Annotated in this window: 15 protein-coding genes; 14 read left to right on the top strand and 1 reads right to left on the bottom strand. The window is 38.2% G+C overall.

The window, feature by feature from the left end; all coding sequences use genetic code 11:
• The first annotated feature begins 29 nt into the window (after window positions 1–29).
• The 11 genes from GQO80_RS01525 to GQO80_RS01575 all read left to right on the top strand — a co-directional run bounded on the left by GQO80_RS01525 (window position 30) and on the right by GQO80_RS01575 (window position 10,287).
• The gene (locus tag GQO80_RS01525; RefSeq protein WP_157206431.1) at window positions 30–680 is read left to right on the top strand and encodes a rhomboid family intramembrane serine protease; all 651 of its coding nucleotides are present in this window, start codon (window positions 30–32) and stop codon (window positions 678–680) included.
• Window positions 681–859: 179 nt separating this feature from the next.
• Complete coding sequence (locus tag GQO80_RS01530; RefSeq protein ID WP_157206432.1) at window positions 860–1,978, top strand: DEAD/DEAH box helicase; 1,119 nt, start codon at window positions 860–862, stop codon at window positions 1,976–1,978.
• Between the two features lie 26 nt (window positions 1,979–2,004).
• Complete coding sequence (locus GQO80_RS01535) at window positions 2,005–2,457, top strand: cold-shock protein (RefSeq protein ID WP_157206433.1); 453 nt, start codon at window positions 2,005–2,007, stop codon at window positions 2,455–2,457.
• A gap of 23 nt (window positions 2,458–2,480) precedes the next feature.
• On the top strand, window positions 2,481–3,395 hold the full coding sequence (locus GQO80_RS01540) for an EamA family transporter (RefSeq protein ID WP_157206434.1): 915 nt from the start codon (window positions 2,481–2,483) through the stop codon (window positions 3,393–3,395).
• Window positions 3,385–4,227, top strand: a complete 843-nt coding sequence (locus GQO80_RS01545; RefSeq protein WP_157206435.1) for a DMT family transporter — start codon at window positions 3,385–3,387, stop codon at window positions 4,225–4,227. Before GQO80_RS01540 ends, GQO80_RS01545 begins: the two co-directional genes overlap by 11 nt.
• Window positions 4,228–4,468: 241 nt before the next feature.
• Window positions 4,469–5,569, top strand: coding sequence for a Re/Si-specific NAD(P)(+) transhydrogenase subunit alpha (locus GQO80_RS01550; RefSeq protein WP_157206436.1), 1,101 nt, complete (start codon window positions 4,469–4,471; stop codon window positions 5,567–5,569).
• A 7-nt stretch (window positions 5,570–5,576) separates the two neighbouring features.
• The gene (locus tag GQO80_RS01555; RefSeq protein ID WP_157206437.1) at window positions 5,577–5,885 is read left to right on the top strand and encodes an NAD(P) transhydrogenase subunit alpha; all 309 of its coding nucleotides are present in this window, start codon (window positions 5,577–5,579) and stop codon (window positions 5,883–5,885) included.
• Window positions 5,885–7,264: an NAD(P)(+) transhydrogenase (Re/Si-specific) subunit beta gene (locus GQO80_RS01560; protein ID WP_157206438.1), complete on the top strand. Its 1,380-nt coding sequence runs from the start codon at window positions 5,885–5,887 to the stop codon at window positions 7,262–7,264. Before GQO80_RS01555 ends, GQO80_RS01560 begins: the two co-directional genes overlap by 1 nt.
• A gap of 88 nt (window positions 7,265–7,352) precedes the next feature.
• On the top strand, window positions 7,353–8,357 hold the full coding sequence (locus GQO80_RS01565) for a glycosyltransferase family 9 protein (protein ID WP_317163201.1): 1,005 nt from the start codon (window positions 7,353–7,355) through the stop codon (window positions 8,355–8,357).
• Window positions 8,358–8,446: 89 nt separating this feature from the next.
• Window positions 8,447–9,679, top strand: coding sequence for a glycoside hydrolase 5 family protein (locus tag GQO80_RS01570; protein WP_198037708.1), 1,233 nt, complete (start codon window positions 8,447–8,449; stop codon window positions 9,677–9,679).
• Between the two features lie 65 nt (window positions 9,680–9,744).
• Window positions 9,745–10,287: a DUF4251 domain-containing protein gene (locus GQO80_RS01575; protein ID WP_157206441.1), complete on the top strand. Its 543-nt coding sequence runs from the start codon at window positions 9,745–9,747 to the stop codon at window positions 10,285–10,287.
• A gap of 39 nt (window positions 10,288–10,326) precedes the next feature.
• Here the strand turns inward: GQO80_RS01575 and GQO80_RS01580 are convergent, their stop codons facing one another.
• Window positions 10,327–10,899, bottom strand: coding sequence for an acetate uptake transporter (locus tag GQO80_RS01580; protein WP_157206442.1), 573 nt, complete (start codon window positions 10,897–10,899; stop codon window positions 10,327–10,329).
• A gap of 354 nt (window positions 10,900–11,253) precedes the next feature.
• Between GQO80_RS01580 and GQO80_RS01585 the strand changes: the two genes are divergently transcribed.
• The 3 genes from GQO80_RS01585 (at window position 11,254) to GQO80_RS01595 (ending at window position 15,599) form a co-directional block, all read left to right on the top strand.
• Window positions 11,254–11,877 (top strand): hypothetical protein, encoded by a 624-nt coding sequence (locus GQO80_RS01585; RefSeq protein ID WP_157206443.1) that lies wholly within the window; start codon window positions 11,254–11,256, stop codon window positions 11,875–11,877.
• A 67-nt stretch (window positions 11,878–11,944) separates the two neighbouring features.
• Window positions 11,945–14,395 (top strand): DUF2339 domain-containing protein, encoded by a 2,451-nt coding sequence (locus GQO80_RS01590; RefSeq protein ID WP_157206444.1) that lies wholly within the window; start codon window positions 11,945–11,947, stop codon window positions 14,393–14,395.
• Window positions 14,385–15,599 (top strand): DUF3999 family protein, encoded by a 1,215-nt coding sequence (locus GQO80_RS01595; protein WP_198037709.1) that lies wholly within the window; start codon window positions 14,385–14,387, stop codon window positions 15,597–15,599. Before GQO80_RS01590 ends, GQO80_RS01595 begins: the two co-directional genes overlap by 11 nt.
• Window positions 15,600–15,719: the final 120 nt, after the last annotated feature.

The raw sequence follows: 15,719 nt of genomic DNA on the forward strand, positions 1-15,719 counted from the left end.
GGCTAATTTGAAATTAAACTTTTAAGTACATGGGTAATTTAGACTTAATAACTATCATTATTATTGCTTCCAACGTCATTATTTCCTATAAAGGCTTTAGTGATTATGCCTTTTTTGATAGGTATAAATTTCAGGTAGGCGCCATTCAAAGAGGTGACAAGTTGCGTATGTTTAGCTCTGGTTTTCTGCATGTTGACACACAACATTTATTGTTCAACATGATTACCTTATACTTTTTTGCGGGCCCGGTTATTCAATATGTTCAGGCGTTTGGCTTTGTGGTTATTTATTTGGTAAGTTTGGTTGCGGGTAGTTTACTATCGTTATATTTCCACAGAAACGAATACCATTATACGGCCGTGGGTGCCAGTGGCGCGGTAACAGGCGTTTTATATGCTGCTATATTATTACGTCCAGATATGAGCTTGTATCTGTTTTTTATTCCCATTCCCATTCCTGCTTATTTATTTGGTATTGGCTATTTGTTGTATTCCATTTACGGCATGAAAAACCAAATAGGAAATATTGGGCACGACGCTCATTTTGGTGGTGCCATAGGCGGTTTTGTAACTGCTTTGATTTTGGCTCCGTATTTATTTCAAACCAATTTATTAATGATTGGCCTGTTATTAATTCCCATTGTGCTATTATTTGTTTTGAAAAAAATGGGGAAGGTGTAAAGAACAAATGGTTGCCTGTTTTTAAATATGAATGGGTCTAGCAAATAACCTGTTAACTAAATCCAAGGCATTTTAGTTTTTTTGTATTCCAGTAATCAGGTGCAAAATAGTATTTGTTAATTCTTCTTTGCTAATTGTTCAGTAAATAGGCGTACCTTTGTAAAATCGTAAAAACAAGTATGCCAACATTTTTAGAATTAGGGGTTCAAAAAGACTTTGTAAAAGCACTTAAAGAATTACATATCATAACACCCACCCAAATACAGGAACAAGCCCTTCCTGTACTGTTAAAAACCACAACCGATTTTATAGGATTAGCACAAACTGGCACCGGTAAAACCGCCGCGTACGGGTTGCCTATTCTGCAACACATCGATCCCGCTTCAAAAAACGTACAGGCCTTAATTTTGGCACCAACCCGCGAGTTGGTACAGCAGATTAAAAAGCAACTGTTTAAGTTCACCAAATTTTCCGAAGAAAAAATATTTGCTGAAGGCGTATATGGCGGCGAAAAAATAGATAGGCAAATTTCTGCCCTACGAAGGCCCACCCACATCGTTATTGCCACTCCCGGTCGTTTATTGGACTTGATTGAGCGCGACCACGTTAATATAAAGCACGTTAAAACCCTGGTTTTGGATGAAGCCGATGAAATGTTGAGCATGGGTTTTAAAGATGATTTAAACAAGATATTAAAATATAATACAACCCAACGTAACACGTGGCTGTTTTCTGCAACCATGCCCGAGGAAATCCAGCGCATCATCAAAACCTATATGTCGCCAAAAGCGGTTAGGGTGGAAGTGAACAAGGAAAATTTGATAAATGCCAACATCACGCACCAATACATTTCAACCCATATTAAGGAAAAATTTAATATCTTAGTAACACTTTTGGGAAAAAGGAAGCATGAACGGGGCATTATTTTTTGTAGAACCAAAGCCGGCACCAAAGATTTAACCGAAAAATTACAGGATGAAGGCTTTTCGGTAGCTGCTTTAGAGGGCGATATGCAACAAAAGGAACGCGATAAGGTAATGCGTGCCTTTAAAAACGGCTCGTTACAAATTTTAATTTCCACCGATGTATCTGCTAGGGGTATTGATGTTGATAACTTATCGTTTGTTATCCACCATCAGCTTCCAGAACAGCTTGAATATTACACACATAGAAGCGGAAGAACGGCAAGAGCAGGAAAAAAAGGCCATTCCATCGCCTTAATTATTCCCGGAGAATTGCAAAAATTGCTCGATATTCAAAAAGCATTGAACATTCAAATTAAAGAAATCATCATTTAACTAATTTAATCCCGTTAACATAAACAATGGCAAAATCGCAAGTAACATTTAATAAAATTGAAAAAGAGAAAAAGCGCTTAAAAAAACGCGAGGACAAACAAAAAAAGAAGGATGCCCGCAAAGCGGAAGCTAAAGAAAACCCTCAAGGCATTCAATTTGCCTATGTTGATTTTAATGGGAATTTAACCGATACCCCACCAGACCCAAGCCTAAAAGTTAAGGTAGAGGCCGAAAGTATTGAGTTGGGAATTCCTAAAAAAGAGGATAGGGGCGAGGAAGAATTTAAGGCCAACGAAGGCAAAGTGTCTTTCTTCGATACCTCAAAAGGTTTTGGCTTCATTATCGATAATAACAGTCAGGAAAAATATTTTGTGCACGTAAGCGGCCTGTTGGAACCCATAAAAGAGAACGATACCGTTACTTACGAGCTGGAACGCGGGCAAAAAGGCATGAACGCGGTTCGCGTAAAAAAAATATAGTTTCAATTTGCACATAAAAATTTATGAGTATTTCTCGTAAAACAATCCTCATAATATCCGCATTTTTTGCTATTTATGTTATTTGGGGCTCCACGTACCTTCTTAATAAAATTGTAGTAACCGAAGTAGCGCCATTATACCTAGCGTCCATTCGGTTTACCACAGCTTCCCTTTTAATTTTTGCCATTGCAAAAGCCATGAAACTTAATCTGGCCATAAACGGCAAACAATTTAAAAATAATATCTTCGCCGGTTTTTTGTTTTTGGTTTATGGCAACGGCGTTTTTGTGTGGGCGCTCAAATATGTTGACAGTGGTTTTGGCGCTTTGGAAGCGTCGTTTCAACCGCTTATGGTCTTGGCCATGATGCGACTGGTTGATGGCAAAAAAATACAAACCAACTCCATTATTGGTATTTCATTGGGAATTTTTGGAATGTACCTATTGGTGAGCCAACAGGAACTGTTACTTAAAAAAGAGAGCCTTTTGGGCATCATCATGATTTTTAGCTGTGTTATAAGCTGGAGTTGGGGCAGTTTGTTTGTGGCCAGAGCCGAATTGGGCCCCAGCTATTTTGTAAACACCGGCTACCAAATGCTATTTTCGGGCATGTTGCTTTTTGGGATAAGCTTACTTCTTGGTGAACCATGGACTTCGCCATTGCAATGGAGCGGTTCTGCGCAACTATCCATGGCACTTCTTATCGTTTTTGGAAGTATTGTGGCCTTTACGGCTTTCAATTATTTGCTCAAAGAGGTTTCCACCGAAAAAGTATCTACTTCTGCATTTGTTAATCCCGTAATTGCCTTAATTTTAGGGTGGTATGTTTTAGATGAACACATCACGGGCCAATCCATTGTGGCTGCGGTTATTTTATTAACGGGTGTGTATTTTATCAATTTCAAACGTTCACTAAGACCCCGAATGCATGGACGCTAAAATAGCCATTAAACACATGATTGTTAGCGCATTGGCGTTTGCAATTATGAATATTATCGTAAAATATCTAAACAACGTCAATTCCTATCAAATTGTGTTTTTTAGGTCGTTGGGGTCGGTATTCTTTTCCTTTGGGTATCTTTTAAAAAATAAAATCCCCATCATTGGCAACAAAAACAAGTTGCTCATTTTACGGTCGGTTGTGGGTGCAGCTTCCATGTTGTTCTTTTTCATGTCCATAAAATATTTATCGGTGGGTACCGCGGTTTCATTGCGCTATATTGCACCTATTTTTGCGGCAATTTTTGCGGTTTTCATTTTAAAGGAAAAAATAAAATCCGTGCAGTGGTTGTTTTTTGTGGTGTCGTTTATAGGCGTACTGGTATTAAAAGGCCTTGATGCTCAAATTGATTCGTTGGGGTTGCTGCTGGTGTTAATTGCCGCTATGCTTAGTGGCTTGGTATTTATTATGATAAACCAAATAGGACAAACCGAACATCCCGTAGTTGTGGTAAACTATTTTATGATTACCGCCATGGTTTTGGGCGGCGTGCTATCTATAGGCAATTGGGTTACGCCAACAGGTAAGGAATGGCCCTTGTTGCTAAGTTTGGGCGTGGTTGGGTATTTCGGACAGATTTACATGACGAAAGCTTTCCAAACAGCCTCTACCAATTTAATCGCGCCTTTAAAGTATATTGAAGTTGTTTTTACCGTATTGCTGGGAATTGCCCTGTTTGATGAAATTTATACTTTTTGGAGCTTGTTGGGTATCGCTTTAATCATTATTGGGCTTGTATTGAATGTTTGGTACAAAAGCAGATTGAAATAATTCGGTTTTTTTTATCTTTTAAATGGCATTGGTAATGATTAAAATTGGGCGATATCGCCATATACTTAAAATCTGTGCAACGATTTTATAGGAATGGTAAACTTTTCGCAAAAGTAATTTCAACTGCTCATTTTAATCTTGTTTTTGGATATATTTGCCAACTTAAATAGGGCTAGTTTGCTAAATAAAAACATTCCCTAAATTGAAATTTTCCAACCATACAAACAACAGTATTACGCAAATGAAAATAGGCATACTTAAAGAAACCCAAATAGGCGAAAGGCGGGTTTCAATGTCACCAAATATTGCAAAGCAATTGATATCCAAAGGTTTTGAGATTCTTGTTGAAGAAGAAGCTGGTGCAAATTCATCCTATAAAAACGACGATTACAAAAACGCAGGGGTTCATGTTGAAAAAAGGGGCGTAGTTTACAAAGAAGCCACTATCCTCTTAAAAATCAATCCGTTTGATGACGAAGACCTAAAACTGGTTGATAAAGGCCATGTTTTAATAAGCCAATTGTACCACAAATCGAACCCCGAACTTATTGCGCGCATTGCAGCAAAAGGGGCTTCGGCTTTTTCTTTGGATGCCATACCCCGAATTTCCAGGGCCCAAGATATGGACGTTCTCAGTTCGCAAAACAACTTGGCGGGCTATAAAGCAGTAATTTTAGGGGCTTATGAAATGACAAAAATATTCCCGTTAATGATGACGGCCGCCGGTACCATAACACCGTCAAGAGTGCTTATTTATGGTGTTGGGGTTGCTGGTTTGCAGGCCATTGCTACGGCAAAACGTTTAGGGGCGGTTGTGGAAGCCACCGATATTCGTTCGGAAACCAAAGAACAAGCCGAATCGTTGGGGGCCAAATTTATTCTGGTTGATAATGAAGGTGAAGTATCGGAAGGCGGTTATGCCAAAGAAGCTTCCGAAGATTATGCGAAACGCCAGAAAGAAGCCGTAAACAATTCTTTATTTCAAGCGGATTTGGTAATAACAACCGCTAATATTCCCGGGCGCAGGGCGCCCATCCTTATCACCGAAGAACAGGTATTGCAAATGAAGCACGGAGCTGTTATTATCGATTTGGCTGCGGCACAAGGAGGCAATTGTGAGGTAAGCAAATTAAACGAAACCATACTTATTAACGGTGTTAAGGTAATTGGAACCACCATAGCGCCCGAAAGCGTTTCTACAAATGCCAGTGAATTGTTCGCAAAAAACATTTATAATTTCATCATGCATCTTACCAATGAAACACAGTTTAAATGGGATTTGGAAGAGGAAATTACCAACGAAACATTAATCATTAAAGATGGCACCATCAGAAATAACTAATTGAATCATGGATCTACTCATAACATTTATAGAAAACAATATCAATATCATCTACATCCTAATTCTGTCAACTTTTGTCGGCATTGAAGTCATAAAAAGCATCCCCGCGGTTTTGCATACACCCTTAATGTCGGGCGCCAACGCTTTAAGTGGCGTTGTAATTGTTGGGGCCATTTTAGTAATGCTACATGCCAACCCAGAAGATTATTTGGCATTAACCCTAGGTTTTTTGGCGGTTGTATTAGGAATTTTAAATGTGGTGGGCGGTTTTGCCGTAACCCACAGAATGTTACAAATGTTTAAAAAGAAAAAGTAATGAGTGTTTTATTAAGTATTGTATATCTTATAGCAACTGTAACGTTTGTAGTTGGCTTAAATAAATTAGGGCACCCAGAAACCGCAAAAAATGGCAATTTAATAGCGGCAGGAGGTATGGGACTTGCCATAGTGGGCACTATTTTCTTGCACGACCTGCAAGTGCCTACCATCATTTATGTATTAATTGGTCTTGCCATTTTGGTTGGAAGTATTTTGGGCTATATTATTGCCATTAAGGTTGAAATGACCAAAATGCCCGAATTGGTATCCTTGTTTAATGGTTTTGGCGGTGCCAGTGCGATGCTTATCGGTTTGGTTGAATTTAGCAAAAACGCCGATAACACCATGCAGGCAACCACTATTGTTTCAGGTATAATTATTGGGGCCATCACGTTTTCAGGAAGTTTGATTGCCTGGGGAAAATTAAATGGTTCCTTAAAAAGTGTGGTTAAAATTCCGCAGTACAATAGCATCAACAACCTGTTTTTTTTAGGGGTTATCGTGCTTGCTGTTTACATGATTGCCACTGGCGTTCATAATCCATTTTTATTATATGGCCTGTTGGCTGGAGGTTTAATTTACGGAATTCTGTTCGTACTGCCAATTGGTGGTGCCGATATGCCGGTGGTTATTTCACTGTTAAACTCATTAACGGGTATCGCAGCGGCCATTACCGGTGTTTTATATAACAATATGGTGATGCTTGTTGGTGGTATTTTGGTGGGATCTGCGGGTATTATTTTAACGATTGTAATGTGCAAAGCCATGAACAGAACCTTGGCTTCGGTTATTTTTGGGTCGTTTACGGTAAATAACGCTGCCGAAGGGGTAAACAAAGCCTTGGGAACCATTAAAAGCACCACGGCCAGTGATACTGCGATTATGATGAATTACGCTTCAAACGTAATAATTGTTCCGGGTTACGGATTGGCAGTTGCCCAAGCGCAACATGTTATACACGAGCTTGAACAATTATTGGTAAAAAAAGGCGTAAACGTTAAATATGCGATTCATCCCGTTGCGGGGCGCATGCCAGGGCACATGAATGTTTTGTTGGCTGAATCAAACGTTGATTACGATTTGCTTATTGAAATGGAAGACATCAATCCGCAGTTCAATAACGCCGATGTGGTTTTGGTGGTAGGCGCTAACGATGTTGTAAACCCTGCGGCACATAACGATCCTTCAAGCCCCATTTACGGCATGCCTATTTTGGATGTAGAAAACGCCAAACATATTGTGGTTAATAAACGAAGCATGAATGCGGGCTATGCAGGTATTGAGAATGAATTGTTCTATAATTCCAAAACCTCAATGCTGTTTGGCGATGCAAAAGCGGCACTAACAGCCTTGGTAAGCGAGTTAAAAAATATGTAATGGTTAATGGCTTGGTTTCTTCCTAAAAATTAGGATATATTTGTGTATGGGTTTTAAGAAAAGCATAAACAATCTACGCCGAAAATTGATGCGTCAAATTACAAAGGGAATTGGTAGTTCCTATTCCGAACCAAAATTTGGTGCAGGTGAACAAATAGCCATCAAAAATGTATTGATAATTAGGCCCAATCACCGTCTTGGAAATCAATTATTGTTAACCCCTTTGGTGCAAGAAGTGATCAATACGTTTCCTGATTGTAAAATCGATTTGTTTGTAAAAGGTGGGGTGGCCTATCCTGTTTTTGAAAATTATAAGCATATCAACAAGATTATTCAGCTTCCAAAAAAACCATTCAGCAATTTAATAAACTACGCAAAAGGATGGATTTCCATAAAAAGTAAATCGTATGACTTGGTTATCAATGGCGATAAAAATTCGTCGTCTGGTCGTTTGCTAACCCAAATTGCCAATTCTAGGATTAAGGTTTTTGGCGATGTAGATGAAAGCATCGAAAAAAAATTCACCGACCATGCGCATATTTCAAAATATCCCATTTATAATTTAAGGCATTATTTGGAAAAAATTGGGTTTCCAAAAAACGACACTCCATTACCGCTTTTAGATATCAAGTTAAGCGCGGATGAAGTGCTAAAGGGCAAAGTCATTTTGGATGGTATCGTTAAGAACACCAAGAAAACCATTTGTATCTATACCAATGCTACTGGCAACAAGTGTTACTCTGAAACCTGGTGGGAAACTTTTTATGCACGCTTACAGGATGAATTTCCCCACTATAATATTATTGAGATGTTGCCCATCGAAAACATTTCAAAAATAAACTTTAAAGCCCCCACATTTTACAGTAAGGATATTCGGGAAATGGGTGCCATTATAAAAAACACATCGGTATTTATTGCTGCCGATAATGGCGTGATGCATTTGGCTAGCGCTTCATTAACGCCCACGGTTGGGTTCTTTTCGGTAACCAATTTGGATGTGTATGGGCCTTATGGTAATGGAAGTATAGCCATTAACACCAATACCACCCATATCGAGGACTGGATAGAAAAAATAAAACATCTGCTGGTTTAAACCTATCGTACACCTTCAATAACGTGAAAAACAAATCTAAATTTATTGAAAGTGAATTTGGTAAAAGGGAATTTTAAATGGCTGAAAATATGTTCATAAAAGTTGAAGGCAACCAATTCATAAAAAACAATCGCCCCTATTATTTTATAGGCACCAATTTTTGGTACGGTGCACATTTAGCGGCAAAACAATCGGGCGATAGGGAACGTTTACTGAAAGAGTTGGATACTTTAAAGCAAAATGGCATGACCAATTTAAGGATCATGGCTGGCTCTGAAGGGAAAAATCATGCACCCTACGGAATTCCTATTTCCATGCAACCAGCACCTGGGGTTTATAACGACGACGTTTTGGAAGGCCTCGATTTTTTACTTGCCGAAATGCAAAAAAGAGACATGCAAGCCGTTTTGTGTTTAAGCAATTTTTGGTATTGGTCTGGTGGAATGTCGCACTATGTGTCTTGGGCTACTGGTGAAACGATTCCTTACCCCAACGACACAAACGATTGGGAAAGGTACATGCGTTTTACGGCGGCATTTTATACAAATGAAGTTGCCTTAAATGCTTATAAAAAACACGTTGAAACCATTATTACCCGTGTAAACACACTAACCCAAAAGGCCTATTTTGAAGATGTTACCATTATGTGTTGGGAACTGGCAAACGAGCCTTATGCCATGCAAAATAAAGCAGCATATATTAAATGGATTGAGAATTCAAGTGCCTTTATTAAAATGTTGGCACCCCACCAACTGGTTACCATAGGAGGGGAGGGCACCACCCCGTTTCCATGGTTTACAAACAACCATGGCCTTACCGATTACCAATTTGATAGTTTGGACTATATCACCATTCATATTTGGATACAAAATTGGGAATGGTACCACCCAAACAATCACGCAAAAACCTATAAGAATGCGTTAAAAAAAGCCAAGAACTACATCCAAGACCATGTAACCATAGCAAATACCTTGAATAAACCATTAGTTTTGGAAGAATTTGGTATTTCAAGAGATAATTTAGAATACTATAAGCAAGCTACTGTAAACCATAGAGATACATATTTTAAAGCTATTTTTGATTTTCTCTGTGAAAACATTGAGAACAACACGGGTTTTGTTGGCTGTAATTTTTGGGCATGGGGCGGATTAGGCGCGGTACATACCCCGGGAAATGTTTCAAATAATAACATGGAATTTATTGGCGACCCCGCGCACGAACCGCAAGGGTGGTACAGTGTTTTTGAAAGCGATACTACGACGCTTCAGCTTATTAATGACTACAATTTGAAATTAAGCACTTTAAGCAACCGGTATTTTTAACTTTTTTTTATTATGTAACTTTAAAAATAAATGGTAAATTAGAAACTATCTTTATTCAAATTAACATGAAATACCATTATTTTTTTATCGGTCTTTTGGTTGTTGCTTTTATGTCGTGCAAATCACAGCAGCCAACTTTAACCCAAGCAGATAAGGATGCGTTCAATACGCTAGTGCTAAACCAAAAGTACCGTGTTGAGTCGGATCGAGCCTATCCGCAAGCTTCAGCCGCCATGCAACAGTTATCGAGTAGCGGGGTATTAGGGGCTGGTAATTCCGCAGGCACCATCAGCTTAATAGGAAACCAAAATTTTTTAACCATCAAGGGTGATAGTATCACATCATACTTACCATATTTCGGCGAACGCCAAATGCAAGTAGGCTACGGTGGGACAGACAGTGCTATCGAGTTTAACGGTGTTGTTAAAAATTATAAGGTTGAAAAAAACAAAAACGATGGTTTTACCATTAAATTTGATGCTGTAAGCCATTCAGAGAACTTTAAGGTGCAGCTCATTCTAAGTCCCAATATGAAGAGCAATATCCATCTTAGCGGTGCTTCCCGTAACCCTATATCGTATTCCGGTATTCTAATTCCTTTGGAATAGCGTGTTATTGGTATTCCATCAAATAACCAATAAGCAATTTTATAGACGTTTTTTTATCCAAGGTTTTCCAACTTTTAAAAGTGGCTTGCCAGAAACATCGTTTATCACGATGGCAGCCATCATGTACCATGCGCCCAAAGCACAGGCTATTAAAACATAAGCTGCATAGGTAGTTAGTTCGGGGAAACCAAAATGCGCTAAATCCAACAAAAGGAAGCCTATTGCCAAAGTGCTAAACGTAAAGGCCATGGCAGTATGTATAAATAAAGACCCCACCCAAAAAATTAGGGTAAGCAACGTCCATACCACTAAATAAAGCCCAACATCTGTTTTTGAAGAGGTGTATAGCTCAAAATAATTCATTATCCAGATTATGCCCAAGCCTATCCAAAATGCGCCGTAACTAGAAAAAGCTGCGAAACCAAAATTATTGCCTGTTTTTTGTTCCATGAAACCTGCAATAAGTTGCGCGAGCCCACCAAATATAAATCCCATGGCAACCACGGGCCCTAAACCGCACCATCCTAAATTGTGAAATTGTAATAATAATGTCGTCAATCCAAATCCCGATAAGCCTACTACGGCAGGATTTCCTAATTTTATAGTATCCATGTTTGTTTTTTTAATCGCGCTAAATACTTACTTAATCTTCGCTTAAATAATGATTTTTATCAGCTATTATAAATTATTTATAACTATGTTGGGGGTGTAAATTATGAAAAGTGAAAGTGATTTCAGATAAACCAAACCGACAGGTGTTCTTGATAATTTGGAAATGAACTAACAGGTTTAAAATCATATAAATATGAAAAAAATAAAAAGAATGGCAGTTAAGTATAAATGGAAATTGCCTTAGGTAGTTCGTCGATAAATCATCGCTTTAACGAAAATTTTTAGAGTTCATAAGGTTTTTTAGGCAGTATTGAGGGCAATCCATTAGTTTTAAGCTCATTAAATCCCAAAATCATGAAAAATCTACAGCCCCTGCTTTACCTTTTATGTTTTCTAACTTTTTTTAGTGCTATTTCCCAAGAGCTTTTAAATACGTCTGGCAATGTGACTCTAAACTATAAAAAGCGCAGTCCTATTTATGATTATTCCGAGTTGCAACTAAACCCTACCGATACAATTCCCGATTTTGAAACAAAACCCAACAAGCTTAAAATTTCTGGCACTATTTTTTTAAGCGACAAAATAACTCCCGCTAAAGATGTTCTGCTGTATGTTTATCAGCCTGATGAAGACGGAAATTATGTAATGAAAAAGGATGACCGGCAAAAGCGTTACGTGTACCACCGCGGTTGGATAAAAACCGATGCCGACGGTCGCTATACCTTTTATACCTTTATGCCCGGTAAATTTCAGCGCACCAAGGAACTGAAGCAAATACACCGCATCATCAAAGAACCCGGTAAGCCCGAATACGAACTGAACCCTTTCTTTTTTAACGACGACCCGTTAATACCCGATTTAACACTGGCTTGTCGTGCACAAATTGTAAACAGCATGCTTAGAATTGAAAAAGAAGGCGATATGTTTGTGGCCACCAAGGATATCATACTTAAAAAAGATACATCCCTGGACCAGTAATTTTCATCCCCTATTTATTTGAAGGTTTATTTTAATTACATTTGATGTAAATCTTTAAGTACACTTTATGGAAATTGTTTTATTATTGGCCATTCTTGTAATTGTTGTGATGGTTTTTACCAGAATCAATACACGATTTAAAGAAATCCAGGACAGCATTCATGCCCTTCACAAAAAAATAAATGAATTAAAAAGCGACCCAAAGCCTTCGGAAGCGACCATCAAAAAAACCGAAGCAAACGTCATTAAACCTGTTGAAGTTGAAAAACCAATTACACCTCCATCAATAAAGGAAACGATAGCGCCACCGCCACCATCCATTATAAAACCAGTGCCACAGCCCATTAACACGCCACGGCCGGTGCAGGCACCCAAAAAATCGTGGTACGAAACTTTTAAGGAGAACAATCCGGATTTGGAAAAATTTATTGGGGAGAATCTTATCAATAAAATAGGTATCCTTATTCTGGTTTTGGGCATTAGCTTTTTTGTGAAGTACGCCATCGATAAAGATTGGATCAACGAACCCGCCCGTGTAGGCATTGGCGTTTTGTGTGGTGCCTTGGTAATGGGCGTTGCGCACAAGCTGAAAAAAAACTATGCAGCCTTCAGTTCGGTATTGGTTGCTGGTGCTATTAGTATTTTATATTTTACCATAGCCATTGCGTTTCATGAGTACCAGTTATTCAGTCAAACGGTAGCCTTCATAATAATGGTGGTTATTACAGCGTTTGCTACGTTGGTATCGGTATCTTATAACCGACAAGAACTGGCCGTTTTATCGCTTATAGGTGGTTTTGCCGTTCCGTTTATGGTAAGCACCGGCGAAGGCAATTACGTTGTTTTGCTAACTTATATCGCTATTTTAGATGTGGGTATTCTTGCCATTTCCTATTTTAAAAAATGGAAGCTGGTAACGGTTCTGGCCTTTGTTTTCACTAGCTTATTATATAGTATTTGGATGATTGTTACCCTGTGGGACCACAAGTTACCCTACCAAGGAGCCCTTTTGTTTGCCACGTTATTCTATTTAATTTTTAGTATCACCATTGTACTTCACAATATTCGAAATAAGGGCACACTTTCAGTAATTGAATACCTGATTTTAGTGGCAAATACCTTTTTGTTTTTTAGTTTGGGTTTAACCATCATCCATAGTTGGGGCATTAATTTTAAAGGGCTGTTCACACTTTTGCTCGCACTTTATAATATGGTATATGCCTTTATTCTTTACAAAAAATTTGGGTTGGATAAAAACGCCATTTACCTACTTATTGGGTTGGCGCTTACCTTTGTAACCTTAACCATTCCCATACAATTTGAGGGCAACCAAATAACCTTGTTTTGGGCAGCAGAAGCAGTACTGTTGTTTTGGTTATCGCTAAAATCGAAAATAAACTCCTTTAAAATGGGCGCTATTATTGTTCAGGGACTAACCCTGTTCAGTTTGTTAATGGATTGGACCCAATATGATTTTCCAATAAACCCTCTAAACGTCATTCTTAATCCGTTGTTTATTGCGGGCATTGTGGTTTGCGCATCTTTGGTTTTAACAACATTCATTCTTAAAAAAGAGTCGGCACCTTCAAAAATTTTGGGCATCACGTTCCATCCGTCCTCTTATTCAAAAATCTTATGGATTGGTGCTGTTTTAGTCGGTTATGTTACAGGCCTTTTAGAAACAGGCTATCAGGCCAACCAATACTTAAGCAATAGTGCTTCGGCATTGTCCTTTTCTGTTGCTTACCATTTTTTATTTTCATCTGTGGTATTATGGTTCATTTCCAAGCAAAAAAATATCGTTTTGATGGATATTTTACTCGCCGTTGGCATCTTCAATTTGGTACTATATATTGTGTATTTCTATAAATTGCCGACTACCGAATTGGTTGAGAACATCGTAGAAAACACCTCAACAACGTTTGCCTTTTATTTCCATTATTTAATCTTGGCGTGTTTGGTCTTTACGGGCCTTCAACTATACAAACGCACCCAAAATGAACCAAAACGACGCCTATTGCATTTGAAAATAATGCCTTGGCTGTTTGTTTTTGCCATTGTTTATGTGCTAAGCAATGAAGTGATGGTACATAGTTTGCATTTTGCACCCCAAATAGTGGACAAAACCGAACTTGCAGAGCGTTTTCCTGTTGAAAATGCTACTGATTATTATTTTAATTATGACAAAACAGACTTTGTTGAAGTTCAATTTTCATCCTTTAAAAGGCAAATTATAAAAATTGGTTACCCCATTTTATGGGGCGTTTTCGCCTTTGTGTTTCTAATTATCGGCATTAAGCGCCAGTGGAAATCTTTGAGGATTATAGCATTATCTTTATTAGGATTAACCATTGTAAAGCTTTTTGTGTACGACATTAATAATGTTTCTGAAACCGGAAAAATCATTGCCTTTATTTTGTTGGGGGTATTGATTTTGATTATATCGTTTGTTTACCAAAAAATAAAGAAATTGGTGGTTGATGAAATGCCTAAAAATATTGAACCCCATGAAAACTAAATTTCCCATCCTTATTTGCATGATCGTTGTGCAGTTGGGTTTAGCACAAAGCTATAAAGGCAACATAAATACTATTTCAGAAAGCGGATTGCACAAACTATTACTTTCGCCCGAGATACGATCGGCAAGCAAGGAGGATATGGGGCGTTTCCGAATTTTTAATGCCCAAAACAAGGAAGTACCGTATGTGGTTTTAGATGTAAACGACCGCCAATTTTCGGTATTTAACCCCTTTACCATACTTTCAACAGATGTTATTAAGGATTCCGTAACCTCCTTGGTTATTGCAAACGTTTCAAAACAATTATTGGACCATCTAACCCTGCAAATTGCCAATACGGCGGTTAACAAACAGTTTGATGTAAGTGGCAGCAACGACCAAAAACAGTGGTTCGGGCTCATTTCTAACGCTGTTTTAAACGACTTAAATAATCCGGACAGCACGTTTGTAGAAAAAACCATTAGGTTCCCTTCAAACCAATATGCATTTTTACGAATTGCTATTAATAACAAAAAATCCTTACCCATAAATGTACTGGCGGTTGGCAGGTACACCAGTAAATTCGAGACGCAGCAACCCATGCCGCTTACTGGTTTTAACTACAAAATAAGTGAGGATAGCAAGCGAAAAGTGACCACCATCGCTTTTACCTCTGCAAACAGCCAACACATAGATGCCATCGCTTTCAATATTAAAACTCCCAATTATTTACGCAATGCCCAATTGATTGTAAAAAAATCGCAAAAAATTAAAAAACAAACAGTTATATATGATGATGTGTATTTATACTTTCAGTTAAATTCAACCCAATCAAGTACGATTGATCTGAATAATTTTTCACAGAAAACATTCTTTATCGACATTCAAAACCAAGATAATCAACCCTTAGATATCAGTTCCATTACCTTATTGCAAAAACCGTTGTATGTAATTGCCAACTTAAAAGCAAACGAACCGTATCACGTGGTAGTTGATAGTACTTACGGCAAACCATCTTACGATTTGGTAAATTTTGTATCGCCAACTACCAGCAATGTTCCCGAGGCAAGCATTTCTAACTTCATACAACTTGAAAGCACAGCACAAGCAGCGACCAAAAAAGCCTTTTGGCAAACCAACGCTTTTATGTGGGGATGCATCATCATAGGTATTGGTGTGATTGGATATTTTGCAATGGGCTTGTTGAAGGATATGAAGGAATAAGAGGTTTTTGGGGCAATAGGCCAGGGCAAAATCATACTTTTTATTTCAAAAACATTTTTGCCACGAAAATATGAATAAAGCTAAGAATAGATGACAACAAAATTTTAACAACTATTTTTC

The organism is Mariniflexile maritimum (genome assembly GCF_009746565.1).
Classification (GTDB): Bacteria; Bacteroidota; Bacteroidia; order Flavobacteriales; family Flavobacteriaceae; genus Mariniflexile; species Mariniflexile maritimum.